Genomic DNA, 26,483 nt, shown 5'->3' with positions numbered 1-26,483 from the left:
CTGGCGGGCGCAGGCTGCCGGCCAACCGGGCCGTCGGACCACCGCCATGCACCAGATCGAGCAACGCCTGCAGCAGCGCTATCCCGAGTGGTTCCATGGCCCGCGCGGGCGCCTGGCGCGGCCGCTGCTGCGCAGCGTGGGGCGCTGGTCGCGGCTGGACCAGGTGCAGGCGTTCCTGCGCCACAACGGCGAGCGCCGCGGCCTCGCCTTTGTCCAGGCCGCGCTGGACTTCCTGGGCAGCCGCTACCAGCTGGACCGTGGCGCGCTGGCGCGGATCCCCGCCCGCGGGCGGCTGCTGGTGGTCGCCAACCACCCCTCCGGCGCGCTCGACGCGCTGGCGCTGCTGGACGCGGTGGGCCAGGTGCGGCGCGACGTGCGCATCATCGCCAACGACCTGCTGGCCGACCTGGAGCCGCTGCGCGAGCTGCTGCTGCCGGTACGGATCCTGGGCGGCCGCGCGCGTCGCGACAGCCTGCGCGCGGTGGAGCAGGCGCTGGCGGCCGAGCAGTGCGTGATCGTGTTCCCGGCCGGCGAAGTGTCGCGGCTGTCGCTGCGCGGCATCCGCGACGGCCGCTGGAACCGCGGCTTCGTGCGCTTCGCCAACGCCACCGGCACGCCGGTGCTGCCGGTGCGGGTGCAGGCGCGCAACTCGGCGTTGTTCTACGGCGCCTCGGCGCTGTTCAAGCCGGCCGGCACCGCGCTGCTGGCGCGCGAGATGTTCGCCCGCCGCGGGCGCCCGCTGCGGCTGTGGGTGGGGCAGGCCCTGCACCTGGACCCCGCGCTGGACCCGGCGCTGCAGCTGCAGGCGGTACGGCGCGCGCTGTACGCGCTCGGTGCCGACGACGCGCCGGCGGGCGCCGCCGTCGACGGGCCCGAACCGCTGGCCGCGGCGATCGCCGCCGAGCGGGTCGCGGCGGAGATCGAGGCCGCCGACCTGCTCGGCCAGACCGGCGACGGCAAGCAGATCCGGCTGGCACGCTGCGCCGCCGGCTCGCCGCTACTGCTGGAACTGGGGCGGTTGCGCGAGCTGACCTTCCGCCGGGTCGGCGAGGGCACCGGGCGCAGCCGCGACCTGGACGACTTCGACCTGCTGTACCAGCACATCGTGGTCTGGGATGCGGCGCAGCAGCGCATCGCCGGCGCCTACCGCATCATGCGCGGCGCCCAGGCGCTGGCGCGCAGCGGCCTTGCCGGGCTCTATACCGCGGCGCTGTTCCGCTATGCCGACGATGCCATCCCGCGCATCGCCGAGGGCATGGAGCTGGGCCGCAGCTTCGTGGTGCCCGACTACTGGGGCAGCCGCAGCCTGGATTACCTGTGGCAGGGCATCGGCGCCTACCTGCGCAGCCAGCCGGGCGTGCGCTACCTGTTCGGCGCGGTATCGATCAGCGCGGCGTTGCCGCGCGAGGCGCGCGAACAGCTGGTCGCGTACTACCAGCGCTACTACGGCGGCGGCCACGGCCTGGTCGAGTCGACCCGGCCGTTCCAGTACTTCGCCGCGCCGCCATGCTTCGGCGACATGGATGCCGATGCCGCGTTCGAGGTGCTCAAGGCCAACCTGGCCGCGCTGGGCACCAGCGTGCCCACGCTCTACCGCCAGTACACCGACCTGTGCGAGCCGGGCGGCGCGCGCTTCCTGGCGTTCGGCGTGGACCCGGATTTCAGCGATTCCATCGACGGCCTGATCGAAGTGGACCTGCAGGCGATCCGCCCGCACAAGCGCCGGCGTTACCTGCGCGACGCCGGGGTGCCGGCATGAGCGCGCCGACCCCGCTGCTGCCGTACCGGCGCGCGGTGTTCATCTCCGACACCCACCTGGGCGCGCGCCATTGCCATGCGGCCGAGCTGGCGCGGTTCCTGTCCACGCTGCGCTGCGAACGCCTGTACCTGGTCGGCGACATCGTCGACCTGTGGTGGCTGGCGCAGCGGCGCGCCAGCTGGAACGCGGCGCACAACGCGGTGGTCGAGGCGCTGCACGGGCTGCGCCGCGCCGGCACCGCGATCATCTACATCCCCGGCAACCACGACGCCCCGCTGCGCCGGACCTGCGGGCTGATGCTGCCGGCGATGCAGGTGCGGCGGCGTGCCATCCACGTCACCGCCGATGGCCGCCGCCTGCTGGTGGTGCACGGCGACGACTACGACGGCGCGACGCGCTGGCACCTGCCGATGCCGACGCGCGCGGCGACTTCCCCCATCGCATCGCCCGATGCCGGCGATGCGATCGCCCCCTCGACCCAAGGCCGCGGGCGTCGGGTTCTCACCCATCTGCAGTACGGCGTGGGCGACTGGCTCTACTACCGCATCCTCACCGGCAACCGCCTGCTCAACGTGCTGCGCCAGCGGGTCGGGCTGCGCTACTGGTCGCTGGCCGAGTTCCTCAAGCGGCGCAGCGCCGCGGCCGAGCGCTACATCGAGCGTTTCGTGCAGGCCGGGCTGGACGACGCGCGCCGCCGTGGCCTGGACGGCATCGTCTGCGGCCACATCCACCGGGCCGCGCTGGTCGAGCGCGATGGCCTGGTCTATGCCAACGACGGCGACTGGGTCGAAAGCCTCACCGCCCTGGCCGAGGATCACGACGGCAGCCTGCGCCTGCTCGACCCTGCCGGGCGCAGCCTGGCGTGGCTGCCGCCACGCGCGCCACAGGCGCGGGCCGCCTGAGCTGGCCTGCATGCTGCGTCCTCACGGTGGCGGCGCTATGCTCGCCGCGGGCTGGGGAAAGGAGCATCCGCGGTGGCACACACGCAGTCGACGACCCGGGCAAGGGCGGTGTTGTTCGCGGCCTGGCTTCTGCTGGCCGCCACCGGCACCGCTGCCGCCAGCGTCGACGCGCCGCCGGCGTTGAGCTTCGAGCAGGCGCGCGCGCGCCTGGAACAGGTCTCCGACGCGCTGGCCGCGGCCGACGCCGGGGTGCGCGGCAAGCAGGACCTGCAGGACGCCACCCGCTACCTGCGGCTGCCGGAAATCACCGGCGACATACGCCGCATGCAGTTCCAGAAATCGCTGGAGCTGCCACTGGGTTCGCTGGCACCGGTGGCCGAGGCGTTCGGCATCGAATCGCCGCTGCGTTTCGCCGAGCGCGACTGGCGCACCCGCCCGATCGTCACCGCCAGCGTGCCGCTGTACAGCGGCGGGCTGATCCCGGCGGCGCAGCAGGCGGCGCAGGCAGCCACCGCCCAGGCCGAGGCCGAGCGCGAGGCGCAGCGCCAGTCGCTGGCGCTGCAGCTGGTGCAGGCCTATTTCGGCCAGCAGCTGGCCGAACGCGCGGTGCAGGTGCGGCGCGAGGTCCGCGATGGCCTGCAGCGGCACCTGGACGACGCGCTCAAGCTCGAACGCGAAGGCTTCGCCAGCCGCGCCCAGCGCCTGCAGGCCAGTGTCGCCCGCGACAAGGCCGAGCGTGAGTACCAGAAGGCGCGCAACGACCTGGCCACCCTGCAGCAGGCGCTGGCCACGCTGCTGCGCAGCGGCGGCAACGTCGGCACCACCTCGCCGCTGTTCGTGATCGACGCGCCGCTGGAGCCCCGCGAGGCGTTCGAGCGCAGCGCGCTGCAGCGCCATCCGCAGCTCCAGCGCCTGCGCGCGCTGGGCCAGCAGGCCGAACAGGGCGTGCGCGTGCAGCAGGCCAGACTCAAGCCACAGGTCTACCTGTTCGGCCAGTACGACCTGCACCGCCGCGACGCCCTGCTCACCGATGCCGACTGGGCGTTCGGCATCGGCCTGCGCTACACCTTCCTGTCGCCGAGCGCGCGGCCGCTGCAGGTCAGCGCCGCGCGCGCGCAGCTGGAACAGGCGCGCGCCGGGCTGGGCGAGGCGGAGAACCAGGTGCGGCTGGGCGTGGGCAAGGCCTGGAACGAACTGGACACCGCGCGCAGCCAGTTCCGGCTGCTGGACAGCAGCATCGCCCAGGCCGAGGAGAACCTGCGCCTGCAGGAGCTGTCCTTCCGCGAAGGGCAGGCGACCTCGCTGGATGTGATCGACGCGCGCCTGGCGCTGGGCGCGGCGCGGGTGGAGCGGGCGCAGGCGGCCTACCAGTTCGATGTGGCGCTGGCGCAGCTGCTGGAAGTGAGCGGGCAGATGCAACGGTTCGACGACTACCGCCGGCGGGCGGACAAGGTGCTGGAATGAGCCAGACGGCGGGACACGACACGGGACCGCGGCGGCGCCGCGTTTTTGCCATCGCCGGCGTGTTGTTGCTGGCGTTGGTGGCGCTGGGGCTGTGGCTTGGCCTGCGTACCCCGGCCGACCAGGTGCAGGGCATGGCCGACGCCGACAGCGTCAACGTCGCCGCCAAGGTGACCGCGCGGCTGCACGCGCTGCACGTGCGCGAGGGCCAGCGGGTCGCGGCCGGGCAGCTGCTGTTCGAGCTGGACAGCCCGGAAGTCGCGGCCAAGGAGCGCCAGGCCGCGGCGGTGGTCGCGGCCGCACAGGCGATGGCGGACAAGGCCGAGGAGGGCGCGCGCAGCGAGGACATCCGTGCCGCCGAGGCCAACTGGCAGCGTGCCCGGGCCGGTGCCGAACTGGCCACGGCCACGTTCCGGCGGCTGGACACCCTGTTCAACGAGGGCGTGGTCACCCGGCAGAAGCGCGACGAGGCGCAGGCGCAGGCGCGCAGCGCGGAGGAGCTGGCGCGGGCGGCGCGGGCGCAGTACGACCAGGCGCTGGCCGGCGCGCGCCGCCAGGACAAGGCCGCCGCGCTGGCGCAGGTACGGCAGGCCGAAGGCGCCAAGGCCGAAGTCGATGCCGCGCGCCAGGAAACCCGCGGCCACGCGCCGCTGGCCGGCGAGGTGAGCAAGCGCATGGCCGACATCGGCGAACTGGTGCCGGCCGGCTACCCGGTGTTTACCCTGGTCGACATCGACCACATGTGGGTGGCGCTGACCCTGCGCGAGGACCAGCTGTACGGGCTCAGGCTGGGGGCGGTGCTGCACGGCACGATCCCGGCCCTGGGCGGGCGCAGCGCCGCGTTCGAGGTCTACTTCATCAGCCCGGCCGGCGACTACGCCACCTGGCGCAGCACCCGGCAGTCATCCGGCTACGACGTGCGCAGCTTCGAGGTGCGGGTGCGTCCGCGGCAGCCGGTCGACGGGTTCCGCCCGGGCATGAGCGTGCTGTTCGCATGGCCGCAGGGCTGACGCCGGGCAGCGGCGCCGCGTTCGCCGCGTCGCTGCGGCGCGAACTGCGCCACTGGCGCGAGGACCGCTGGGAACTGGCACTGGTCACGCTGGTGCCGCTGCTGCTCATGCTGCTGATGATGGCGCTGTTCTCCGGCGCGGTGCTGCGCCAGCTGCCGGTGGCGCTGGTGGACCTGGACGGCAGCGCCGACAGCCGCGCGCTGGCGCGCGCCATCGATGCCAGCCCCGGGGTGGCGCTGGTCGCCCAGCCGGCGTCACTGCAACAGGCACAGGCGCAGCTGCGCGCGCTGGAGGTGTTCGCCATCGTGCTGCTGCCGCGCGACATGAGCCGGCGCGCGCTGCGCGGCGAACCGGCACCGGTCTACGCGTTCTACAACGCCACCTACCTGGCCACCGGGCAATCGGCCGCGCGCGACATCGCCGACGCGGTGGCCGCGTACAACGCGCGCATGCTGAAGGAACGGATCGGCCTGCAGGCCGGGCCGGCGCGCCTGCGCGCCGCGCCGGTGACGGTGCAGGCCACGGTGCTGTACAACCCGGCGCGCAGCTACGAACTGTTCCTGCTGCCGCTGATCTTCCCGGCGGTGCTGTCGCTGCTGGCGGCACTGGCGGCCGGCGGCGCCTTCGGCCGCGAGCGCCGCGACGGCCTGCTGGCCACCTGGCTGGGGCGGCGGCCCTGGGCCGCCATCGCCGGCAAGCTGCTGCCCTACGTGGCGGTGTTCTCGCTGTACGGCGCTTTCGGCGTGCTGTATGTGGCCTATGTGCGTGGCGACGGCGTGGCCGGCAGCGTGTGGCTGCTGTTGCTGGCCCAGCCGCTGTTCTACCTGGCGTGCTGCTGCTTCGCGCTGCTGTTCATCGCCCTCACCCGCGACATGTGCACCGGGCTGTCGCTGGTCGGGCTGAGCATCGGCACCGCGCTGGCGTTCTCCGGCGCCACCTTCCCGGTGGTGGCGGCGCCGCTGTTCACCCGCGTGTGGAATGCGCTGCTGCCGCTCACCGCGTATGTCCAGCTGCAGATGCAGCAGCTGTTCATGGGCTCGCCGTGGACGGTGTCGCTGCGTCCGCTGGGCGTGCTGGCGCTGATGGCGGGGGTGGCCGGTGCCGGTGGTGCGCTGCTGCTGGCCCGGGCCGCGCGCCGCGCCGCGCCGCCGGTGCCGGTGCCGGCATGAGCCGGGTCGCCGCCAGCTTCCGCGCGACGCTGCAGGCGGTGTTCGCCGACTCGGCCGCGCGCACGGTGATGATCGGCGCGGTGCTGTTGTATTCGTTCTTCTACCCGGCGGCCTACCGTCACCAGGTCGCCAGCGACCTGCCGCTGGCGGTGGTCGACGCCGACCGCAGCGCCACCAGCCGCGCGCTGGTCCGGCATGTCGACGCGCTGCGCGCGGTGCGGGTGGCGACCCAGCCGCGCGACCTGGCGCAGGCGCGCGCGCAGCTGGAAGCCGGCCAGGTCGATGGCATCGTGCTGATCCCGGCGCGGCTGGAGCGCGACATCCTGCGCGGTGGCAGCGGCCAGCTGGTGTTGCTGGGCAATGGCGCCTACCTGGGCCGCGCCAGCGCCATCCTGGGCGGGCTGGCCGAGGGCATCGGCGCCTTCGGCCGCGACCAGGCGGTGCGCCAGGCCGGCTTCATGGGGCCGCCGCTGGCGGCACCGCTCGAACTGGTGCAGCGGCCGCTGTACAACACCCGCGAGGGCTACGGCAGCAGCGTGGTGCCGGGCGTGGCCGAGCTGATCGTGCACCAGACCCTGCTGCTGGGCATCGGCGTGCTGCTGGGTACCCGTCGCGCGCAGTCGGGGCAGCGCCTGCAGGTGGCGACACCGGCGCTGCTGGGCATGGCCGCGGCCTTCACCCTGGTGGCGGTGGCCGGGCTGCTCTACTACGCCGGCTTCAACGCCTGGGTGCAGGACTACCCGCGTGGCGGCAACGTGCCCGGCCTGCTGCTGGCGGTGCTGCTGTTCGCGCTGGCGTCGGTGGCGTTCGGTCTGTTCGTCGGCAGCTTCTTCCGTACCCGCGAGCGCGCGTTCCAGTACGTCACCGGGGTTTCGATCCCGCTGTTCTTCCTGTCCAACCTGTCGTGGCCGGCGGTGGCGTCGCCAGCGGCACTGGTGGCGCTGGCCAAGCTGTTGCCGACCACCGCGGGCATCAACGCCATCGTGCGCACCCAGCAGATGGGCGCGCGGGTGCCCGAGATCGGCGGCGAACTGCTCAACCTGCTGTTGCTGGCGCTGCTGTACGCTGCGCTGGCGGCGTGGCGGCTGCGCGCGCGGCCGCCACGCCACCCTCCGGGGTAGCTGCCGGGTCCGCCCGGCACCGGGGGCGGCCGCGGATGCGCCCTGCAGGGCAAGCCCTGCATCCACGGCAGGGCCCGGCATAATGCGGCGATGGATTCCCTCAGCCAGATCGTCCTCGGCGGCGCCGTCGCCGCCGCCATCGCCCCGGCCGGCCACCGCCGCGCGGCGCTGCTCGCCGGTGCCGCGCTGGGCACGCTGCCCGATCTCGACGGGCTGCTGATCATCGCCTTCACCCGCGACCCGGTGAGCCTGATGACGGTGCACCGCAGTTTCAGCCATTCGCTGTTCGTGCTGCCGCTGCTGGGCACGCTGATCTGGTGGCTGTACCGGCGCTTCGGCCACGGCCGGGTGGCGCAGGCGCCCGCGCGCTGGTGGTGGGCGATGGTGCTGGCGCTGGTCACCCATCCGCTGCTGGACGCGTTCACCGTCTACGGCACGCAGCTGTGGTGGCCGCTGATGCCGCACCCGACGATGTGGTCGAGCGTGTTCATCATCGACCCGCTGTATACCGTGTGGCTGGCGCTGGCCTGCGTGGTGGCGTGGTTCGCGCGGGCACGGCCGCTGGCGCAGCGCGCGCTGGTCGCCGGGCTGGTGCTCAGCTGCGGGTACCTGGGCTGGTCGCTGCTGGCCAAGCATCGGGTCGAGCGCGACGCCGACCGCGCGCTGGCGGCGATGGGGCTGGCCGGCGCGCCGCGGTTCTCGGTACCGATGCCGTTCAACACGCTGCTGTGGCGGGTGGTGGCGATGACCCCGCAGGGCTACGTGGTCGGCGACCGCTCGCTGTGGGCCGACCACGGGCCCATGCGCTTCAGCGGTTACCCGTCCAATGTGCAGGCGCTGCGCCAGGCGCAGTCGATCCCGGCGGTGGCGCGGCTGCAGTGGTTCAACCGCGGTTTCATGCGCGCGCAGGTGCGCGATGGCGAACTGGTGCTCAGCGACCTGCGCATGGGCCTTGAGCCGGACTACAACTTCAGTTTCGCCGTGGCCCGCGAGCAGGGGGGGCGCTGGGCGCCGATCCCGCCGCGGCAGCTGCGGCCCGTGTATCGCGATGCCGGTGGGCGCGCGGTGCTGGAGCAGCGGCTGGCGCAGGTCTGGCACCGTATATGGAACGATGAGGGCGTGATGCCGGCGGCGGAGGTGACGGGCGGTTAGGCGGGAGATTCCGGAAGCGGGCTTTATTTTCAAATTTAGAACAAATAGTGATTTTTATAGTGTTTGTTCTGAATTTGTTGGCAATTACACTGGCGCCCATTCCACGAATGGCCGCCTTGCCGGCTTTCCTTCCTTCCGGAGTCACCATGAACAGCCAAGCCATCGCCCTGTACAAGCAGCGCCGTTCCCAGTACGCGCTCGGCCGCACCCTGCCCATCGGCCAGGACCAGGTCACCGACCTGATCAAGCACGCCGTGCGTGAGGCGCCGTCGGCCTTCAATTCGCAGCCGACCCGCGCGCTGATCCTGCACGGGGCGCAGAGCGTGAAGTTCTGGGAGCTGGTCAAGGACGCGCTGCGCCCGATCGTGCCGGCCGCCGCGTTCGCCGCCACCGAGGGCAAGCTGGACAGCTTCGCCGCCGGCGCCGGCACCGTGCTGTTCTTCAATGACGTGGACGTGACCCGCGGCCTGCAGGACCAGTTCCCGCTGTACGCCGACAACTTCCCGGTGTGGGCCGAGCACGCCAACGGCATCGCCCAGTTCGCGGTGTGGACGGCGCTGGCCGAGGCCGGCATCGGCGCCAGCCTGCAGCATTACAACCCGGTGGTGGACGAGGCCGTGCACCGCGAATGGGGCATTGCCGGCAACTGGCAGCTGCGCGCGCAGATGCCGTTCGGCTCCCACGAAGCCGCCATCGGCGAGAAGAGCTATATGGAGGACGAGGCCCGCTTCAAGGTCTTCGCCTGAGCCTTCCGGCGCGCTCCTCCCCCCGCGCCGATCCAGGCCCGCCGGCTCTGCTGGCGGGCCTTTCTGTTGTGCCCGGTGGTCGCGCTCCTTTCCGGCTTGGCCTGCCGGAACGCGGCCCCGCGGGTTGGCGGCCGTGCCGGGCACAGGCCAGGGATCGACGCCGCCGGTGCGGGGCTTGCCGCGCACGGAAGCCTCGCGGGAACGGCCGCATGCGGGGCAAGCCCCGCATCTACGGGATTGGTTGCATGCGGGGATTGCCCGTCAGGCCGCGGCCAGCGGCTGCGCGGCGATCAGCCCGTCGAAGTAGTCGCGGGTCAGCCGCAGCTGCGCGTCGGCGCTCTCGGCGGCGTTGACCACGGCGCGGAACGCCGCGCGCTGTTCATCGGTGTGTTCGGGCCGGTCCTTCGCGTACCAGCCCAGGTGCTTGCGGGCGATGCGCACGCCCTGCGGTTCGCCGTAGAACGCATGCAGGTCGGCCAAGTGCCCGAGCAGGATGTCGCGCACCTCTTCCAGCGACGGCGGCGGCAACTCCTCGCCGGTGGCCAGGTAGTGGGCAATCTCGCGGAAGATCCACGGCCGGCCCTGCGCGGCGCGGCCGACCATCACCGCGTCGGCGCCGGTATGGGCCAGCACCTGCGCGGCCTTGCGCGGTGAATCGACGTCGCCGTTGGCCAGCACCGGGATGTCCAGCATGGTCTTGATCGCGGCGATGGTGTCGTACTCGGCGGTGCCGGTGTAGTGCTGGTCGCGGGTGCGGCCGTGCACCGCCAGCGCGGCGATGCCGCTGTCCTGGGCGATGCGGGCGATGGCCGGCGCGTTGCGCACCTGCGCGCACCAGCCGGTGCGGATCTTCAGCGTGACCGGCACGTCCACCGCACCCACCACCGCCTCCAGGATGCGCGCCACCAGCGCCTCGTCGCGCATCAGCGCCGAGCCGGCCCAGGCATTGCACACCTTCTTGGCCGGGCAGCCCATGTTGATGTCGATGATCTGCGCGCCGTGGTCGACGTTGTAGCGCGCCGCCTCGGCCAGCTGCCGCGGCTCGGTGCCGGCGATCTGCACGCTGATCGGCGCCGGCTCGCCGGCATGGTCCATGCGGTGGATGGACTTGCGGGTATTCCAGAAGCGCGGGTCGGAGATGGTCATCTCCGAGGCGGCCAGGCCCGCGCCCAGCCGCTTGCACAGCTGCCGGAACGGTTTGTCGGTGACGCCGGCCATGGGCGCGAGCACCACGTTGGGTGCGATGGTGTAGGGGCCGATCTGCATGCGGCGCATTGTAGTGCCCGGCGCGGCGCCGATGCCGGCGCCGGCCCCTCGCGCGGGCATGGCTTCAGCGCTCATCCGGTTTGCCGGTGGCGCACCGCCCCCGCCGTGCCGCCGCGGGCGGCCGCTGGCCGCCCAGCGGTGGCGGCCAGCGCAGCGCCGGTACCCGGGCTCAGGCGGCGTCGGCCGGGGTCATCCGCGGCATCGCCGCGGCGGCGCCTTCGCTCTCGGTGGAGCGGGCGGCGTACTGGTTGGCGAAGCGCACGTGTTTGATGAAGGCCGCGTCCGGGGCCTGTGCCAGCGAGGCCGCCAGGGCGCCGTTGAAGGCGTCGCCGGCACCGGTGGTATCGACCACCTGCGCCGGCTCGGCAGCCACCCGGTAGTAGGGCTGGCTGTCGCCGCGCAGGCGCTCCTCGTCGTGCGAGACGAACACGCCGACCGCGCCGAGGGTGACCACCACGGTGTTGCCGGACAGCTTGCGGCACAGCGAGTGCAGGCTGGCGCCATCCAGCGCCGCCACGTCGTCGGCCTCCACCCGCTCGCCGACATGGCGGCCGAGCAGGGCGGCGAACTCGGTTTCGTTCGGGGTCAGCACGTCGGCCAGCTTGAGCAGGCCGATGCTCGACGGCGCGTTGGCCGGGGCGGCGTTGAGCACGGTCAGCACGCCGGCCTCGCGGGCGATGCCCAGCGCCGCCTCGATCGACTCCACCGGCGACTCCAGCTGCGCCAGCAGCACCCCGGCCGCGCCGATCAGACCGGCGTTGGCGGCCATGAAGCCGGTGCTCAGCGAGGCATTGGCGCCGGGGCCGATGACGATCGAGTTGCGGCCGCGGCTGTCCACGTAGATGCCGGCGGTGCCGGTGGGCTCGCCGCTGGCCTCGGCGGCCAGCACGATGCCGTCGGCCGCGGCCAGCTGCCGGGCCAGCGCGCCACCGGCGTCGTCGCCCAGCGCGCAGACGAAGGTGATGTCGGCACCGGCGCGGCGCGCGGCCACCGCCTGGTTGAAGCCCTTGCCGCCGGGACCGGTGCTGTAGCGCCCGGCAATGGTCGCCCCCGGCGCGGGCAGGGTATCGCAGCGCCAGACGTGGTCGACATTGAAGGAACCGGCAACAACAACAGACTTCATGGAATCAATTTCTCTTCAGGTGGCTTTGGGGGGGAGCCGAAGGGGGAGCGCGCGGGCTCAGCCGAAGTGGCTGAGCACGCCGGCGATGGTGGCCGTCATCAGCGTGGCGATGGTGCCGCCCAGCACCGCGCGCAGGCCGAACTTGGCCAGGTCGTGGCGACGGTCCGGGGCCAGCCCGCCGATGCCGCCGATCTGGATGGCGATCGAACTGAAGTTGGCGAAGCCGCACAGCGCGTAGGTGGCGATCAGGCGGCCTTCGTCGCTGAGGGTGACCCCGGCGACATTGCCCTTGATGATCTCCGACAGCTGCAGGTAGGCCACGAATTCGTTGATCACCACCTTCTGGCCGATCAGCGAACCCACGGTGGTGGCATCGGCCCACGGCGTGCCGATCACCCAGGCGATCGGCGCCAGCACGTAGCCGAAGATGGTGGCCAGGTTGGTCGGCTTGCCGATGGCCTGGGCCAGCCCGGTCACTTCGCCCAGCCAGGTCAGCGGCGCGTTGAGCAGCGCGATCAGGGCGATGAAGGCCAGCAGCATGGCGCCGATGTTCAGCGCCAGCTTGAGGCCGTCGCCGGCGCCGGCAGCCGCCGCGTCGATGATGTTGGACGAGGTCTTCTCCACTTCCATCTTCACCGTGCCGCGGGTCAGCGGGGTGCCGGTCTCGGGCACCAGCAGCTTGGCGATCACCAGCGTGGCCGGCGCGGCCATGATCGAGGCCGCCAGCAGGTGCTTGGCGTAGAACGCCTGCGCCACCGGGTCGCCGCCGCCGAGCATGCCCACGTAGGCGGCCAGCACGCCACCGGCGATGTGCGCCATGCCGCCGATCATCATCGTGATCAGCTCGGACTGGGTCATCTTGGGGATGTAGGGGCGCACGGTCAGCGGCGCCTCGGTCTGGCCGATGAACACGCTGGCGCAGACGCTGGTGGTTTCCGCGCCGGACACCCGCATCACCTTGGTGATCGCCCAGGCCATGACCTTGACCACCGCCTGCATCACCCCGACGTGGTAGAGCACGCCCATCAGCGCCGAGAAGAAAATGATGGTCGGCAGCACCTGGAAGGCGAAGATGAAGCCGTACTTGGGCACGTCCATCAGGCTGCCGAAAATGAAGCTGGAGCCTTCGTTGACGTAACTGAGGATCTTGACGAAGCCCTGGCCCAGCCAGTCGAACACGTCGCGCCCGCCCGGTACCAGCAGCACCAGCGCGGCGAAGGCGATCTGCAGGCTGATGCCGGTGGCGACCAGCTTCCAGTCCACTGCCTTCTTGTTGTTGGAAAACAGCCAGGTGATGCCGATCAGCACCGCCAGACCGAACAGGCCGAAGCCGATCCTGCCCAAACCTTCGACCATGAGTATTCCCCGGGCGAGCCCGCAAAAGCGGCAAGCCTAGAGCAGCGGCCAGTGGCGGGCAACAATCCCGGTGCCTGCCGGGGGCAACGGCGGCGATCAGGCCGGCATCGGCAAGGTCCGGGGCGCTATCAGTACGGTGGCGGGGGTTACACTGGCGGCTGTCCGCGCCGCCGGCGCGCACCGCGTTCCAGGAGCCAGCCATGCAATACCGCCGCCTCGGGTCGTCCGGCCTGCAGCTTTCCGCCCTGTCCTTCGGGGCCTGGGTCACCTTCGGCAGCCAGATCGCCCGGGGCGAGGCCCGCAACCTGATCGCCGCGGCCTGGGACAACGGGGTCAACTTCTTCGACAACGCCGAGGTTTACGCGCAGGGCCGGGCCGAGCAGGTGATGGGCGACGTGATCGCCGACCTGCGCCTGCCGCGCGACGGTTACTGCGTGTCCAGCAAGGTGTTCTTCGGCGCGGTCGAGGCGCCCAACCCGCTGCAGCGCGGGCTGTCGCGCAAGCACGTGCACGATGCCTGCCATGCCGCGCTCAAGCGGCTGCGGGTGGACTACCTGGACCTGTACTACTGCCACCGCCCCGACCCGGAGGCGCCGATCGCCGAGACGGTGCAGGCGATGGACGTGCTGATCCGCCAGGGCAAGGTGCTGTACTGGGGCACCTCGGAGTGGTCGGCGGCGCAGATCGCCGAGGCGGTGGCGTTCGCCCGCGGCAACGGCCTGCACGCGCCGACCATGGAACAGCCGCAGTACAACCTGCTGCACCGCGCCCGGGTGGAACAGGAGTACGCGCCGCTGTACGCCGACGCCGGGCTCGGCACCACCATCTGGTCGCCGCTGGCCTCGGGCCTGCTGACCGGCAAGTACAACGACGGCATCGCCGCCGGTTCGCGGCTGGCGCAGCCGTCGCTGGGCTGGCTGCAGTCGGCGGTGCTGGGCGAACCGGCCGATGCGCGGCTGGACAAGGTGCGGCGCTTCACCGCGGTGGCCGCGGAGCTGGGCGAATCGCCGGCGCAGCTGGCCATCGCCTGGTGCCTGCGCAACCCGCGTGTATCCAGCGTGATCCTGGGCGCCAGCCGGGTGTCGCAGCTGGAGGAGAACCTGCGCGCGCTGGAGCTGCTCGAGCGTGTCGGCGACGACGCGTGGAGCAGGGTGGAAGCCGCCTTCGCTTGACCCGGGCGACGCGCGCCGGGCGGGCCGTGGCGCCTGCCCGGCGTGGGAGGAATGCGGCCGGGCGCGGAAGGCGCGCCCTCTTGCATCGCGGATGAGAATCATTATCATCAATTCCGTCCCCGCCACGGAACCGCCGCGATGTTCGCCCAACCTGTCCTGCTCCGTCCCCGTACCCTGCACCTGCCGCAGCGCCCCGCCCCGCGACCGCTGGCCGTCGATGACGCGATCGACAGCGGCGCGCTGCTGAAGGGCCAGCGCGAGATCCTGATCCGCCATGGCGACCGCGTTTACCGCCTGCGCCATACCAGCAACGACAAGCTGATCCTCACCAAGTAACCCCGGCCGCATTCGCCGCCAGCCGGCGCGCCGCTGCGCGTCATGCCCGCCTGAATCGCATCTTCTCTCCCCCTCGGCCACGGCCGGGCCGCCACGGCGGCCGGCCGCTGCGCCGGGGGTCAACCGTTCGATTCAAGGTACCCATGATCCGTCCCGCCGCCTTGAGCGCCGCCCTGTGGGCGACGCTGTTTCCCGCCCATGCCGCCCCGGCCACAGCCGCGCCGGCCGATGCCCACGACCTGGAACGCGTCCAGGTCACCGCCACCCGCACCGGCCGCGCGGTCGCCGACGTCGCCGCCACGGTCGACGTGATCGAACGCGAACAACTGGACCGGCAGCTCGTCCACGACATCGCCGACCTGGTCCGCTACGAACCGGGCATCTCGGTGACCCGCAGCGTGGCCCGCTTCGGCCTGGGCGGCTTCCGCATCCGCGGGCTGGACGGCAACCGCGTGCTGATCCAGACCGACGGCATCGCCATGCCGCGCAGCTTCGCCATCGGCAGCTTCGCCAGCGCCAACCGCGACTTCACCGACCTGGAAACGCTCAAGCGGGTGGAAATCGTGCGCGGCCCGGCCAGTTCGCTGTACGGCTCCGACGCGCTGGGTGGCGTGGTCGCCTTCGTCACCAAGGACCCGGCCGATTACCTGGGCGACGGCAAGGGCGCCTACGTCGGCCTGAAGCTGGGCTACGACGGCGACTGGCAGGGCCTGCTCGGCGGGGTGACCACCGCCTTCGGCGGCGCGCGCTGGAGCGGCATGGTCAACGTCAACCACCGCCAGGGCCAGGAAACCGGCAACAAGGGCCGGGTGCGCAGTGCCGACAACACCCGCACCGCACCCAATCCGCAGCAGCGCGACGGCCGCAGCGTGCTGTCCAAGCTGGTCTATGCGCCCGATGACGGCCAGCGCCTGCGCCTGACCGTGGAGGGCAACGAGGACGTCACCGACACCGACGTGCTGTCGGCCATCGACCACGTCACCACCATCGGCATGAAGGCGCACGACAGGCAGACCCGCGCGCGGGTGTCGCTGGCGCATGAAATGGACGCGCTGGACGCGGCCTTCGCCGACAGCCTGCGCTGGCAGCTGTACCGCCAGGACAGCGAGACCACCCAGGTCACCGACGAGGACCGCGCCAACCGCAGCCGCCGCCACCGCGTGTTCGACTTCGACCAGCGGGTGCATGGCGCGCAGGCGCAGTTCGACAAGCGCCTGGTCACCGGCGCGGCCGAACATGCGCTGACCTGGGGCCTGGACGGCACCTGGAGCCGGATCCGGCAGAAGCGCGACGGCTACCAGGTGCTGGCCAATGGCAGCACCAGCAGCACGATCCTGCCCGACGCGTTCCCGGTGCGCGACTTCCCGGTCACCCGCACCACCGAGCTGGGCCTGTACCTGCAGGACGAGGTGCGGCTGGCCGGCGGCCGCCTGTCGCTGGTGCCCGGCGTGCGCGTGGACCACTACCGGCTCGAGCCGCAGGCCGACGCGATCTTCAGCGGCGACAACCCCGGCGTGGCACTGGCGTCGCTGCGCAAGACCAGCGTGTCGCCGAAGCTGGGCATGGTCTGGCGCCTGGATCCGCGCTGGTCGCTGTTCGCCGGCTACGCGCGCGGCTTCCGCTCGCCGCCGTACAACGACGTCAACCTGGGCTTCACCAACGTCCTGTTCGGTTACACCGCCATTCCCAACCCGGACCTGAAACCGGAAACCAGCCATGGCCTGGAACTGGGCGTGCGCTACGTGGGGCCGGCGCTGTGGGCCAGCCTCGGCGGCTACCGCAACGACTACCGCGACTTCATCGAATCGCAGCGCTACGTCGGCACCAACGCGCAGGGGCTGATGGTGTTCCAGTCGCAGAACATCGCCGACGCGCGCATCCATGGCGCCGAACTGAAGGCGGGGCTGGAGCTGGGCGCGCTGGATGCGCGGCTGGCCGGCTGGTCGCTGCGCGGCGCGGCGGCCTGGTCGCGCGGGCGCAACCTCAGCGAAGGCGTGCCGCTGGACACGGTGGACCCGCTGCGCGGCAGCCTCGGGCTGGCCTACGACCGCGACGACTGGGGCATGGAGCTGGCCGGCAGCTTCGCCCGCCGCAAGGGCCGGGTCGCCAGCGCCGAGGCGTTCCGTCCCGCCGGCTACGGCGTGCTCGACCTGATGGCGCACTGGCGCTTCGCGCCGGGCGCCACCGCCCAGGTCGGCGTGTTCAACCTGGCCGACCGCCGCTACATCGAATGGTCCAGCCTGGCCGGCACCCTGGCCGCTTCCAGCCGCGTGAGCGACCGCTTCAGCAACCCCGGTCGCACCGTATCGGCCAGCCTGTCACTGGCCTGGTGAGCGGCGCCAACCGCTGCTTCCCTCCCCCGATGGAGCGTCACCCGGCCATGGACGGCCTTCCCACCGCCCCCGAGGAACCCATGAAGAAACCGCATTGCGCCAGCCTGCTGCTGGCCTGCGCCGCCAGTGCCGGCGCGGTCGCCGCGCCCGCCGACCCCGCCCGCGACCACGACACCATCGTGCGCATGCAGGGCGAGTACACCGTGGATTTCGCCTTCGACGAAACCGTGCTGCTGCAGCCCGGTTACGCACGCGCCCCGGCAATGCGCAGCGGCGGCAACGAACTGGTGGTCGTGGTCGAGGACACCCCCACCCGCATCGTGCTGCAGCACCTGCTGGTGGATCCGGCCAGCGGCCACGTCACCAAGCACTGGCGCCAGGACTGGACCTATGAAGCGCCGGTGCGCTTCGAGTTCAGCACCGACCAGACCTGGCGGGTGCGCGCGCTTCCCGCCGACCTCACCCGCGGCGCCTGGACCCAATGCGTCTACGAGGTCAGCGACGCGCCGCGCTACTGCGGCACCGGCCGCTGGCGCTACGACAACGGCGTGCCCAGCTGGACCAGCGACCCGGGCTGGCGCCCGCTGCCACGCCGCGAGTACACCCGGCGCAGCGACTACAACGCGCTGGCCATGGTCAACCGCCACACTTTGACCCCCAACGGCTGGACCCACGAACAGTTCAACACCAAGGTACGCCGCGACGCCGATGGCGGGCAGCACGAAATCGCGCGCGAGTTCGGTTTCAACGACTACGTGCGCACCACGGACGTGGATTTCAGCCCGGCCCGCGCCTACTGGAACGCCACCGCCGGCTACTGGGCGCGGGTGCGCCGGCACTGGGACGGCTTCCTCGGCCAGGCGCCGGGCGTGCGGCTGAAGACGCCGGTCGACGGCATGGCGATGATCGTGCCGCTGTTCACCCAGGCCGAAGCCGTGCAGGCGGGGCGGGCGGTCGACGAACGCCGGATCGGCGAGGTGTTCGCGGCCTGGGTTGAAAAGGCACCGGCCGCGGACTGAGCGCCGGGGCGGCGGCATCCGTGCGGCGGCATGGCGCCGCCGCGCGGGCTCATTCCTTGAACATCAGCAGCGCGGCGACCACGATCAGCGCGAACGCCGCCCAATGGTTCCATTTCAGCGGCTGCCCCAGGTAGACCGCGGAGAACACCGCGAACACCACCAGGGTGATCACTTCCTGCATGCCCTTGAGCTGCGGCGCGGAATAGACCGCCGCGCCCAGGCGGTTGCCCGGCACCTGCAGGCAATACTCGAAGAAGGCGATGCCCCAGCTGACCAGGATCACCGTCAGCAGCGGCGCCGAACGGTACTTCAGGTGGCCGTACCAGGCGATGGTCATGAAAACGTTGCTGGCGACCAGCAGTAGTACCGGGTACAGATAGGCGGTGAAGGGCGGGGCGGGCATGTCCGGGTCCGTGGGAAGGCGCGCATAGCATAGGTGCAGCACCGGTCCGGCGAACCACGCGCGACAGGGCGTAGTTTCTTCACATGGGATCCACTCGGGGTACGGCATCTTTCACAAAGCTGAAGAACGAGGAGGCTCCATGCGACAGACCAAGGAATCGTCCGGACTGGTGCTTGTCATCGAGGACAACCGCAACATTTCCGAGATGATCGGCGAATACCTGGAAAGCAAGGGATTCGAGGTGGACTATGCCTGCGATGGCCTGGACGGCTACCGGCTGGCGGCGGAAAACAGCTACGACGTGGTGGTGCTGGACCTGATGCTGCCGCGGCTGGACGGCATCGAGGTGTGCCGCCGCCTGCGCAACGAGGCGCGCAAGTCCACCCCGGTGCTGATGCTCACCGCGCGCGACACCCTGGACGACAAGCTGACCGGGCTGGGGTTCGGCGCCGACGACTACCTGACCAAACCCTTCGCCATCCAGGAACTGGAAGCGCGCCTGCGCGCGCTGATCCGCCGTGAACGCCGCCAGGTGGGCGCCGAGGTGCTCAAGGTCGCCGACCTGGTGCTGGACCCGGTCAGCATGCGCGCCACCCGCGCCGGCACCGAGCTGCAGTTGTCGCCGATCGGCCTGCGCCTGCTGACCATCCTGATGCGCGAATCGCCGCGGGTGGTGACCCGCCAGGAAATCGAGCGCGAGATCTGGGGCAACGGCCTGCCGGACTCGGATACCCTGCGCAGCCACCTGTACAACCTGCGCAAGATCATCGACAAGCCGTTCGACCGGCCGTTGCTGCATACCGTGCAGAGCGCGGGCTACCGTATTGCCGATATCGCCCAGCCGATGGGCTGAGGCATGCGGGGAAGCGTGATCCGTCGCGACCGGGCGGGCCGTACCACGGCCCGCGCCGGCGTGCTCTTCCCCTAACCGCACTGGACCACCACGGGACCGCAATGCTGCACGGGTTGCCGCGCAAGATCAGGACCGCTTTCATGCTGCAGGCACTGCTGGCCGGCCTTGCGGTGCTGCTGGGCGGCTACCTGGTGCTGCTGGTGGTCAAGTTCGGCCTGGTCAACGCGCTGCTCAGGCAGGAGGCCGCGCACTACTGGGAGCTGTACCAGGCCTCGCCGGTGCAGCCGCCGCCCAACACCAGCAATGTCCGCGGTTACCTGCTGGAGACCGGGCAGTCGCCGCTGAGCCTGCCCGCCGACCTGCGCGGGCTGGCGCCGGGCTTCCACGAGGTCGGCGACGCCGACGAACTGGTGCTGGTGGACGACAAGCCCGCCGGGCGCCTGTACCTGGTGTTCCTGCGCTCGCAGGCGCAGCACCTGGCGTTCTGGTTCGGGGTGGTGCCGGTGCTGCTGATCCTGCTGGCGGTATATGGCGCATCGTGGTTGACCTACCACGTCTCGCACCGGGTGGTGTCGCCGGTGACCTGGCTGGCGCGGCGGGTGTCACAGTGGGACCCGCTGTACCCGGACGCGAGCGAACTGGCGCCGGAGCGGTTGCCGGCCGACGTGCAGGGCGAGGTACGGCAGCTGGCCGGTGCCCTGCATACCATGGCCGGGCGCATCGGCGACCATGTCGCGCGCGAGCGCAATTTCACCCGCGATGCCAGCCACGAGCTGCGCACGCCGCTGACCGTGATCCGCATGGCCAGCGACATGGCGCTGGGCGCGCAGGAGCTGAGCCCCGGGCTGCAGCGCAGCCTGCAGCGCATCCAGCGCGCCGGCCGCGACATGGAGGCGCTGATCGACGCGCTGCTGATCCTGGCGCGCGAGGCCAACATCGAGCCGCAGGCCGAGTGGGTCGAGGTGGCCGACGTGGTCCGCTACGAGGCGGCCAATGCCCGCGGCAGCCTGGCCGGGCGGCCGGTGGAACTGGAAGTCCATGTCGCCGCCGCCAGCCCGCTGCGGGTGCCGCCGCAGGTCCTGCACGTGGTGGTCGGCAACCTGCTGCGCAATGCCTGCAACTACACCGACCGCGGCCGCGTCGATGCCTACGTGGAGGCCGACCGGGTGGTGGTGCGCGACACCGGCATCGGCATGTCGCCCGAGGCGCTGGCGCGGATTTTCGAGCCGTTCTTCCGGGTCGAGCCGGAGCGGCGCCAGGGCCACGGCCTGGGCATGCCGATCGTGCATCGCCTGTGCGAGCGTTTCGGCTGGCGCATCGAGCTGCAGAGCGAGCCCGGGCGGGGTACCACGGTGACGGTGCGTTTCGCGCGCGACGCCGCGCAGCCCGAGCAGGGCGTGGACGGCACCGCCTCCCCCTGACCCGACCGCTGCCGGTGGCGGGCCCGGCGCCCTGGCGCGACGGCGCACGGCTGCCTCCGCGAGCCTGTGCGAGCGGGCGACAGGGCGCCGGCAGGGCGCGTGTGGCAGAATCCTGCGCTGTTCATCGCCACGGCCGCCTGCATGGATATTTCCCGTTCCCGCCCCGTCCCGGCCACCCGCGCCGGCTCGACCGAGGGCCGCGCGCATGGCTGACGAAATGGGCAACCTGCCGCGTGGCCCGGCGCGCGTGCTCAAGGCGGCGGTCTGGTCCTGGCAGGGTTTGACCGCGGCCTGGCGGCACGAATCCTCGTTCCGGCTGGAGGTGTACCTGTTCGTGCTGCTCGCCCCGGTGGCGGTGTGGCTGGGGCAGACCCCGGTGGAGCGCGTGCTGCTGGTCGGCTCGTTGCTGCTGGTGCTGGCCATGGAGCTGGCCAATTCGGCCATCGAGGCGGTGATCGAGCGCTACGGCCCGGAGTTCCACGTGCTGGCCGGCCGCGCCAAGGACATGGGCTCGGCAGCGGTGTTCGTGATGATGATGAATGTGCTGCTGTGCTGGGGGCTGATCCTGGTGCCCCGGATTTTCTGAACCTCGCCGCCGCGCGCGACCGCGGCGGATTGTCTTTGTTGAAGGATTGCCTGCATGTCTTTTGAGTTCCTTGCCGACCCGAACGTATGGGTCACCCTGTTCATGCTCAGTGCGCTGGAAATCGTGCTGGGCATCGATAACCTGGTGTTCATCTCCATCGCCGTGGGCCGGCTGCCCGAGCACCGCCGGCCGCTGGCACGCCGGGTCGGCATCGCCGTGGCCTGCATCACCCGCATCATGCTGCTGGTGTCGCTGGCCTACCTGGCGCACATGGAGAGCAACCTGTTCACCGTGGCCGGCATGGGCATCTCGATCCGCGACCTGGTGCTGATCGTCGGCGGCCTGTTCCTGCTCTACAAGGGCATCAAGGAAGTGCGCGAACTGGTCAGCGGCGGCGAGGACCAGGACCCGACCACCACCAAGGCATCGGCCGCGTTCGGCACGGTGATCGCGCAGATCGCGATCATCGATATCGTGTTCTCGCTGGATTCGGTGATCACCGCCGTCGGCATCGCCGACCACGTCCCGGTGATGGTCTGCGCGGTGCTGCTGTCGGTGGCGGTGATGCTGCTGGCGGCCAACCCGCTGGGCCGTTTCATCGACGCCAACCCGACCGTCAAGCTGCTGGCGCTGGCGTTCATCCTGCTGGTCGGCGCGGTGCTGGTGCTCGACGGCCTGGACCTGCACGTGCCCAAGCCCTACATCTATGCCGCGATGGGCTTCTCGGTGATGGTGGAGTGGCTGAACCTGCTGATGCGGCGCAACGCCAGGCAGCACCACATCCCCGGCGCGGACAACTGGTAAGCCGTTGCCCGCCGCCGGCCGGGTGCCGGTGGCGCGCTACCCAAAGGGGCCGGCACGTGCCGGCCCCTGTCGTATGCACACGCTGCACGGCAGTGGTGGCATGCTTGCGGTTCCGGCCAACCAGGACCCGCCCATGCGCCCCTTCCTCCGCCTCGTGTTGCTTGCCCTCGTGGCAGGCTCGATCTCCGGCTGCGGTTACAACGCCATCCAGCAGAAGGACGAGGCGGTCAAGGCCGGCTGGTCCGAGGTGCTCAACCAGTACAAGCGCCGCGCCGACCTGATCCCCAACCTGGTCAACACCGTGCAGGGCTATGCCCAGCAGGAGCGGCAGGTGCTGACCGAGGTCACCAATGCGCGCGCCCGGGTCGGGCAGATCCAGGTCAACGCCGACGATGCCGCCTCGCTGCAGCAGTTCCAGCAGGCGCAGGGCGAACTGGGCAGCGCGCTGTCGCGGCTGCTGGTGGTCAGCGAGAACTACCCGACGCTGAAGTCCGACCAGAACTTCCGCGACCTGCAGGCGCAGCTGGAAGGCACCGAGAACCGCATCACCGTGGCGCGCGGGCGCTACATCCAGCTGGTGCAGGACTACAACACCTACATCCGCTCGTTCCCGCAGGTGATCACCGCCAAGCTGTTCGGCTACCAGGCCAAGCCGAACTTCAGCGTGGACAACGAAGCGCAGATCGCACAGCCGCCGGCGGTGGATTTCGGCACCCGGCCGCAACCGCAGCCGCAGACCCCGCCGCCGGCACCCGCGCCGGCGCAGTGAGCCGATGAACCGCCTGCTGCGCCTGTTGCTGCTGGCTTTCCTGCTCGGCCTGGCCGGGCCGGGCACGGCCATGGCGCAGCAACTGGCGCCGATCCCGCCGCTGGACTCGCCGGTGGTCGACACCACCGGCACCCTGGACGCGGCGCAGCGCCAGGCGCTGGTGGAGCAGGCGCTGGCCCTGCAGCAGCGCAAGGGCAGCCAGTTGCAGATCCTGATCGTGCCCAGCACCCGGCCGGAGGACATCGCCCAGTACACCACCCGCGTGTTCGAGCAGTGGGGCATCGGCCGCAAGGGCGTGGACGACGGCGTGCTGCTGGTGGTGGCCCGGGACGACCGCCGCGTGCGCATCGAGCCCGGCTATGGCCTGGAGGGCGCGATTCCCGACGCCATCGCCAACCGGGTGATCCAGGAATACCTGGTGCCGCGCTTCCGCAACGGCGACTATGCCGGCGGCATCGCCGAGGCCACCGCGGTGCTGGTGCGGCTGATCGACGGCGAGCCGCTGCCGGCGCCGGTGGCCAGCAACCGTGAGCCCGGCGGCAGCGACGCCACCTTCTTCGTCGCGCTGTTCATCGGCGGCATCGCCTCGATGCTGGCGCGGCTGCTGTTCGCGCGCCGCTCGCGGCCGGCCAAAGGCCTGCTGGCCGCGCTGCTGGCCGGGGGTGCCGGCTGGCTGCTGCTGTCGCTGGCCGGCGGCGGCGTCGCCGCGGCGGTGGCGTTCTTCCTGTCGCTGGGTGGGCTCTCGCCCGGGGGCTTCGCCCGCGGTGGCGGCTTTGGCAGTGGCGGCTTTGGCGGCGGCGGATTCGGCGGTGGCGGCTGGTCCGGCGGCGGCGGGCGTTCGGGAGGCGGTGGCGCCTCGGGGAGCTGGTGATGCGCTGGTTGCGCCATGTCTTTTCGCCGTCGGCGCATGCGCGGTTTCCCGCCGCCAGCCTGGACCGCATCGCCCGCGCCATTGCCGAGGGCGAGCGCCGCCACGGCGCCCAGCTGATGTTCGCGGTCGAGTCCGACCTGCCGCTGGCGGCATTGTGGCGCGGGGTCTCGCCGCGCGAACGCGCCGAACATGCCTTCGCGCTGCTGCGGACCTGGGACACCCGCGACAACAATGGCGTGCTGCTCTACCTGCTGCTGGCCGACCACGCCGTCGAGATCGTGGCCGACCGTGGCCTGCACGGGCGCATCGACGCGGCGCAGTGGCGCCTGGTCTGCGAGGATTTCGGCCGCCGCCAGCGCGAGGGCGACCTGGAGGCCGCGGTACTGGCGGGCATCGCAACCCTCTCGGAAATGCTGGCCGAGCATTTTCCGGCCGATCCAGACGCGCCGCGCGACAACGAGTTGCCTGACCGCCCGCAGCTGCTCGGGTGACGCGGCGGTTGAGCCCCGCGGGCGCTGCCCCGAGAATAGGGACTCGTCCGCCGGACCCGCCTGCATGCTCTATCTCCACGACATAGACCCCATCGCCTTCTCCCTGGGGCCGATCAAGGTGCACTGGTACGGCATCATGTACCTGCTCGGTTTCGCCGCCGCGTGGTGGCTGGGGCGTATCCGCATCCGCGCCGGGCGCCTGCCGGGCGTGGACATGAACGCGTTTTCCGACCTGCTGTTCTACGCCATGCTCGGCGTGGTACTGGGCGGGCGCATCGGCTACATGCTGTTCTATGCCACCGCCGATTTCCTGCACAACCCGCTGCTGCTGCTGCGCGTCTGGGAGGGCGGGATGAGCTTCCACGGCGGCCTGCTCGGGGTCATGGCCGCCGGCTGGTGGTGGACCCGCAAACACGCGCTGCATTACTTCGACACCATCGATTTCGTCGCGCCGCTGGTGCCGCTGGGGCTGGGCTTCGGCCGGCTGGGCAACTTCGTCGGCGGCGAGTTGTGGGGCAAGTTCACCCACGCCGGCTGGGGCGTGGTGTTCCCGCACGCGCCGCTCAAGGACGTGCCGGCCGGCCTGCCGACCATGGAGCAGCTGATGTCGGCCGCGCAGATCCGCCAGGACTACGCGGCCGGCCTGCTGACCCAGTACGCGCGCCATCCCTCGCAGCTGTACGAAGCGCTGCTGGAAGGGCTGGTGATGTTCGTGGTGCTGTGGACGTATTCGATGAAGCCGCGCCCGCGCTATGCCGTGTCCGGCCTGTTCGCGCTGATGTACGGCAGCTTCCGCTTCCTGGTCGAGTTCGTGCGCATGCCCGACAACGGCGTCTACCTGGCCTTCGGCTGGTTCACCCGCGGCCAGCTGCTGAGCCTGCCGCTGATCGTGCTCGGACTGGTGCTGCTGGCCATGTCGCGGCGTGCGCCTGCGCTGCAGCCGGCGGTACCGGCCGGGGACAAGGCATGAAGCGCTGCGCCGGAGGTGGGAAATGAAGCCTTTCGCCGGAGGCGAAGAATGAAGTCACTAGCCGGAGGCAAAGAATGAAGCAGTACCTGGATCTGCTGCGGCACGTGCTCGACCACGGCACCGACAAGGCCGACCGCACCGGCACCGGCACCCGCAGCGTGTTCGGCTGGCAGATGCGCTTCAACCTCGACGAAGGCTTTCCGCTGGTCACCACCAAGAAGCTGCACCTGCGCTCGATCATCCACGAGCTGCTGTGGTTCCTGAAGGGCGACACCAACATCGCCTACCTGAAGGACAACAAGGTCGGCATCTGGGACGAATGGGCCGACGCCAACGGCGACCTCGGCCCGGTCTACGGCAGGCAGTGGCGCAGCTGGGCCGCCGCCGACGGCCGCCAGATCGACCAGATGCAGTGGTTGCTGGACGAGATCCGGCGCAACCCGGACTCGCGGCGGCTGGTGGTCAGCGCCTGGAACGTGGGCGAGCTGCCGCAGATGGCGCTGATGCCCTGCCACACCCTGTTCCAGTTCTACGTGGCCGACGGCAAACTCAGCTGCCAGCTGTACCAGCGCAGCGGCGACATCTTCCTGGGCGTGCCGTTCAACATCGCCAGCTATGCGCTGCTGACCCACATGGTGGCCCAGGCCACCGGGCTGGGCGTGGGCGATTTCGTGCACACGCTGGGCGACGCGCACCTGTACTCGAACCATTTCGAACAGGCCCGCGAACAGCTCGCGCGCGCGCCCCGCGCGCTGCCGACGCTGTGGCTGAACCCCGAAGTGACCGACCTGTTCGGCTTCAGCTACGACGACATCCGCATCGACGGCTACGACCCGCATCCGCCGATCAAGGCGCCGGTGGCGGTGTGATGAAGCTGTCGCTCATCGCCGCGCTGGACCGCAACCGTGGGATCGGCCGCGACAACGCCATGCCCTGGCACCTGCCCGACGACTTCAAGCACTTCAAGGCGCTGACCCTCGGCAAGCCGATCCTGATGGGGCGCAAGACCGCGCAGTCGCTCGGGCGCGCGCTGCCGGGCCGGACCAACCTGGTGCTGACCCGTGGCGGGCAGGTGCCGTTCGCGGGGATGCGCGCGGTGGCGTCGGTGGAGCAGGCTCGTGAGATGGCCGCCGGGGAGGCTGCCGACGAACTGTGCGTGATCGGCGGCGGCGAGATCTACCGGCTGCTGATCGACCAGGCCACCGACCTGCACCTGACCTGGGTGGACGCCGAGGTCGCGGCCGACACCCATTTTCCCGAGGTCGACCCTGCCGTGTGGCGGGAAGTGGACAGCCAGCCGCATCCGGCCGATGCGCGGCATGCGTTCGCCTTCCGTTTCGCCCATTACCTGCGGCGTTCCCCTTAGCGGCGCGGCGTGCCCCGCAGGGGG

Annotated in this window: 26 protein-coding genes; 22 read left to right on the top strand and 4 right to left on the bottom strand. The window is 71.2% G+C overall.

Features of this window, described 5'->3' with window-relative positions; all coding sequences use genetic code 11:
* Positions 1-46: 46 nt before the first annotated feature.
* The 8 genes from MKP15_RS14845 (at position 47) to MKP15_RS14810 (ending at position 9,320) form a co-directional block, all read left to right on the top strand.
* Positions 47-1,759 (top strand): lysophospholipid acyltransferase family protein, encoded by a 1,713-nt coding sequence (locus MKP15_RS14845; protein WP_240213241.1) that lies wholly within the window; start codon positions 47-49, stop codon positions 1,757-1,759.
* On the top strand, positions 1,756-2,661 hold the full coding sequence (locus MKP15_RS14840) for a UDP-2,3-diacylglucosamine diphosphatase (RefSeq protein WP_240213240.1): 906 nt from the start codon (positions 1,756-1,758) through the stop codon (positions 2,659-2,661). Before MKP15_RS14845 ends, MKP15_RS14840 begins: the two co-directional genes overlap by 4 nt.
* Positions 2,662-2,733: 72 nt before the next feature.
* On the top strand, positions 2,734-4,125 hold the full coding sequence (locus MKP15_RS14835; RefSeq protein ID WP_240213239.1) for a TolC family protein: 1,392 nt from the start codon (positions 2,734-2,736) through the stop codon (positions 4,123-4,125).
* Positions 4,122-5,132 carry an efflux RND transporter periplasmic adaptor subunit gene (locus MKP15_RS14830; RefSeq protein ID WP_240213238.1) on the top strand — a complete coding sequence of 337 codons (1,011 nt, stop codon included), beginning with the start codon at positions 4,122-4,124 and terminating at the stop codon, positions 5,130-5,132. The genes MKP15_RS14835 and MKP15_RS14830 overlap by 4 nt, the downstream gene beginning before the upstream one ends.
* Entirely contained in the window at positions 5,117-6,301 is a 1,185-nt protein-coding gene (locus MKP15_RS14825) for an ABC transporter permease (protein ID WP_240213237.1), read from the top strand. Before MKP15_RS14830 ends, MKP15_RS14825 begins: the two co-directional genes overlap by 16 nt.
* On the top strand, positions 6,298-7,422 hold the full coding sequence (locus MKP15_RS14820; RefSeq protein ID WP_240213236.1) for an ABC transporter permease: 1,125 nt from the start codon (positions 6,298-6,300) through the stop codon (positions 7,420-7,422). Before MKP15_RS14825 ends, MKP15_RS14820 begins: the two co-directional genes overlap by 4 nt.
* A 90-nt stretch (positions 7,423-7,512) precedes the next feature.
* Complete coding sequence (locus tag MKP15_RS14815) at positions 7,513-8,574, top strand: metal-dependent hydrolase (RefSeq protein WP_240213235.1); 1,062 nt, start codon at positions 7,513-7,515, stop codon at positions 8,572-8,574.
* 146 nt (positions 8,575-8,720) lie between these two features.
* Positions 8,721-9,320, top strand: a complete 600-nt coding sequence (locus tag MKP15_RS14810; protein WP_104939575.1) for a nitroreductase family protein — start codon at positions 8,721-8,723, stop codon at positions 9,318-9,320.
* Between the two features lie 261 nt (positions 9,321-9,581).
* Here the strand turns inward: MKP15_RS14810 and dusB are convergent, their stop codons facing one another.
* From dusB to MKP15_RS14795, 3 genes are all read right to left on the bottom strand, one after another.
* Positions 9,582-10,586 carry a tRNA dihydrouridine synthase DusB gene (dusB, locus tag MKP15_RS14805; RefSeq protein WP_240213286.1) on the bottom strand — a complete coding sequence of 335 codons (1,005 nt, stop codon included), beginning with the start codon at positions 10,584-10,586 and terminating at the stop codon, positions 9,582-9,584.
* Positions 10,587-10,755: 169 nt separating this feature from the next.
* Complete coding sequence (locus tag MKP15_RS14800) at positions 10,756-11,709, bottom strand: ribokinase (RefSeq protein WP_240213234.1); 954 nt, start codon at positions 11,707-11,709, stop codon at positions 10,756-10,758.
* A 57-nt stretch (positions 11,710-11,766) separates the two neighbouring features.
* Positions 11,767-13,065, bottom strand: coding sequence for a nucleoside transporter C-terminal domain-containing protein (locus MKP15_RS14795; RefSeq protein ID WP_104939573.1), 1,299 nt, complete (start codon positions 13,063-13,065; stop codon positions 11,767-11,769).
* A 200-nt stretch (positions 13,066-13,265) separates the two neighbouring features.
* Here MKP15_RS14795 and MKP15_RS14790 point away from each other — a divergent pair, with 200 nt between their 5' ends.
* The 4 genes from MKP15_RS14790 (at position 13,266) to MKP15_RS14775 (ending at position 17,925) form a co-directional block, all read left to right on the top strand.
* Positions 13,266-14,237 (top strand): aldo/keto reductase, encoded by a 972-nt coding sequence (locus tag MKP15_RS14790; protein ID WP_104939572.1) that lies wholly within the window; start codon positions 13,266-13,268, stop codon positions 14,235-14,237.
* Positions 14,238-14,375: 138 nt separating this feature from the next.
* Positions 14,376-14,573, top strand: a complete 198-nt coding sequence (locus MKP15_RS14785; protein WP_240213233.1) for a hemin uptake protein HemP — start codon at positions 14,376-14,378, stop codon at positions 14,571-14,573.
* Between the two features lie 143 nt (positions 14,574-14,716).
* Complete coding sequence (locus tag MKP15_RS14780; RefSeq protein WP_240213232.1) at positions 14,717-16,906, top strand: TonB-dependent hemoglobin/transferrin/lactoferrin family receptor; 2,190 nt, start codon at positions 14,717-14,719, stop codon at positions 16,904-16,906.
* 80 nt (positions 16,907-16,986) lie between these two features.
* The gene (locus tag MKP15_RS14775; protein ID WP_240213231.1) at positions 16,987-17,925 is read left to right on the top strand and encodes a DUF6607 family protein; all 939 of its coding nucleotides are present in this window, start codon (positions 16,987-16,989) and stop codon (positions 17,923-17,925) included.
* Between the two features lie 49 nt (positions 17,926-17,974).
* On the opposite strand, the gene MKP15_RS14770 is transcribed toward MKP15_RS14775, so the two are convergent.
* On the bottom strand, positions 17,975-18,328 hold the full coding sequence (locus MKP15_RS14770; protein ID WP_054667569.1) for a DMT family protein: 354 nt from the start codon (positions 18,326-18,328) through the stop codon (positions 17,975-17,977).
* A gap of 139 nt (positions 18,329-18,467) precedes the next feature.
* Here MKP15_RS14770 and MKP15_RS14765 point away from each other — a divergent pair, with 139 nt between their 5' ends.
* From MKP15_RS14765 to MKP15_RS14720, 10 genes are all read left to right on the top strand, one after another.
* The gene (locus MKP15_RS14765; protein ID WP_054667567.1) at positions 18,468-19,181 is read left to right on the top strand and encodes a response regulator transcription factor; all 714 of its coding nucleotides are present in this window, start codon (positions 18,468-18,470) and stop codon (positions 19,179-19,181) included.
* Between the two features lie 101 nt (positions 19,182-19,282).
* Positions 19,283-20,602, top strand: a complete 1,320-nt coding sequence (locus MKP15_RS14760) for a HAMP domain-containing sensor histidine kinase (protein WP_104939568.1) — start codon at positions 19,283-19,285, stop codon at positions 20,600-20,602.
* A 205-nt stretch (positions 20,603-20,807) separates the two neighbouring features.
* Entirely contained in the window at positions 20,808-21,188 is a 381-nt protein-coding gene (locus tag MKP15_RS14755) for a diacylglycerol kinase (RefSeq protein ID WP_104939567.1), read from the top strand.
* A 54-nt stretch (positions 21,189-21,242) separates the two neighbouring features.
* Complete coding sequence (locus MKP15_RS14750; RefSeq protein WP_104939566.1) at positions 21,243-21,992, top strand: TerC family protein; 750 nt, start codon at positions 21,243-21,245, stop codon at positions 21,990-21,992.
* Positions 21,993-22,125: 133 nt separating this feature from the next.
* Positions 22,126-22,761, top strand: coding sequence for a LemA family protein (locus MKP15_RS14745; protein ID WP_104940266.1), 636 nt, complete (start codon positions 22,126-22,128; stop codon positions 22,759-22,761).
* 4 nt (positions 22,762-22,765) lie between these two features.
* Positions 22,766-23,632 carry a TPM domain-containing protein gene (locus MKP15_RS14740; protein ID WP_240213230.1) on the top strand — a complete coding sequence of 289 codons (867 nt, stop codon included), beginning with the start codon at positions 22,766-22,768 and terminating at the stop codon, positions 23,630-23,632.
* Positions 23,632-24,123 carry a TPM domain-containing protein gene (locus MKP15_RS14735; RefSeq protein ID WP_240213229.1) on the top strand — a complete coding sequence of 164 codons (492 nt, stop codon included), beginning with the start codon at positions 23,632-23,634 and terminating at the stop codon, positions 24,121-24,123. The genes MKP15_RS14740 and MKP15_RS14735 overlap by 1 nt, the downstream gene beginning before the upstream one ends.
* A gap of 64 nt (positions 24,124-24,187) precedes the next feature.
* Positions 24,188-25,093, top strand: a complete 906-nt coding sequence (gene lgt, locus MKP15_RS14730) for a prolipoprotein diacylglyceryl transferase (RefSeq protein ID WP_240213228.1) — start codon at positions 24,188-24,190, stop codon at positions 25,091-25,093.
* 74 nt (positions 25,094-25,167) lie between these two features.
* The gene (locus tag MKP15_RS14725) at positions 25,168-25,962 is read left to right on the top strand and encodes a thymidylate synthase (RefSeq protein ID WP_240213227.1); all 795 of its coding nucleotides are present in this window, start codon (positions 25,168-25,170) and stop codon (positions 25,960-25,962) included.
* Positions 25,962-26,459: a dihydrofolate reductase gene (locus MKP15_RS14720; RefSeq protein ID WP_240213226.1), complete on the top strand. Its 498-nt coding sequence runs from the start codon at positions 25,962-25,964 to the stop codon at positions 26,457-26,459. Before MKP15_RS14725 ends, MKP15_RS14720 begins: the two co-directional genes overlap by 1 nt.
* Positions 26,460-26,483: the final 24 nt, after the last annotated feature.

This window comes from Stenotrophomonas sp. Y6, from assembly GCF_022436665.1.
In the GTDB taxonomy this organism is placed as follows: Bacteria; Pseudomonadota; Gammaproteobacteria; order Xanthomonadales; family Xanthomonadaceae; genus Stenotrophomonas; species Stenotrophomonas acidaminiphila_A.
This window is presented reverse-complemented; position numbering and strand designations above follow the sequence as displayed.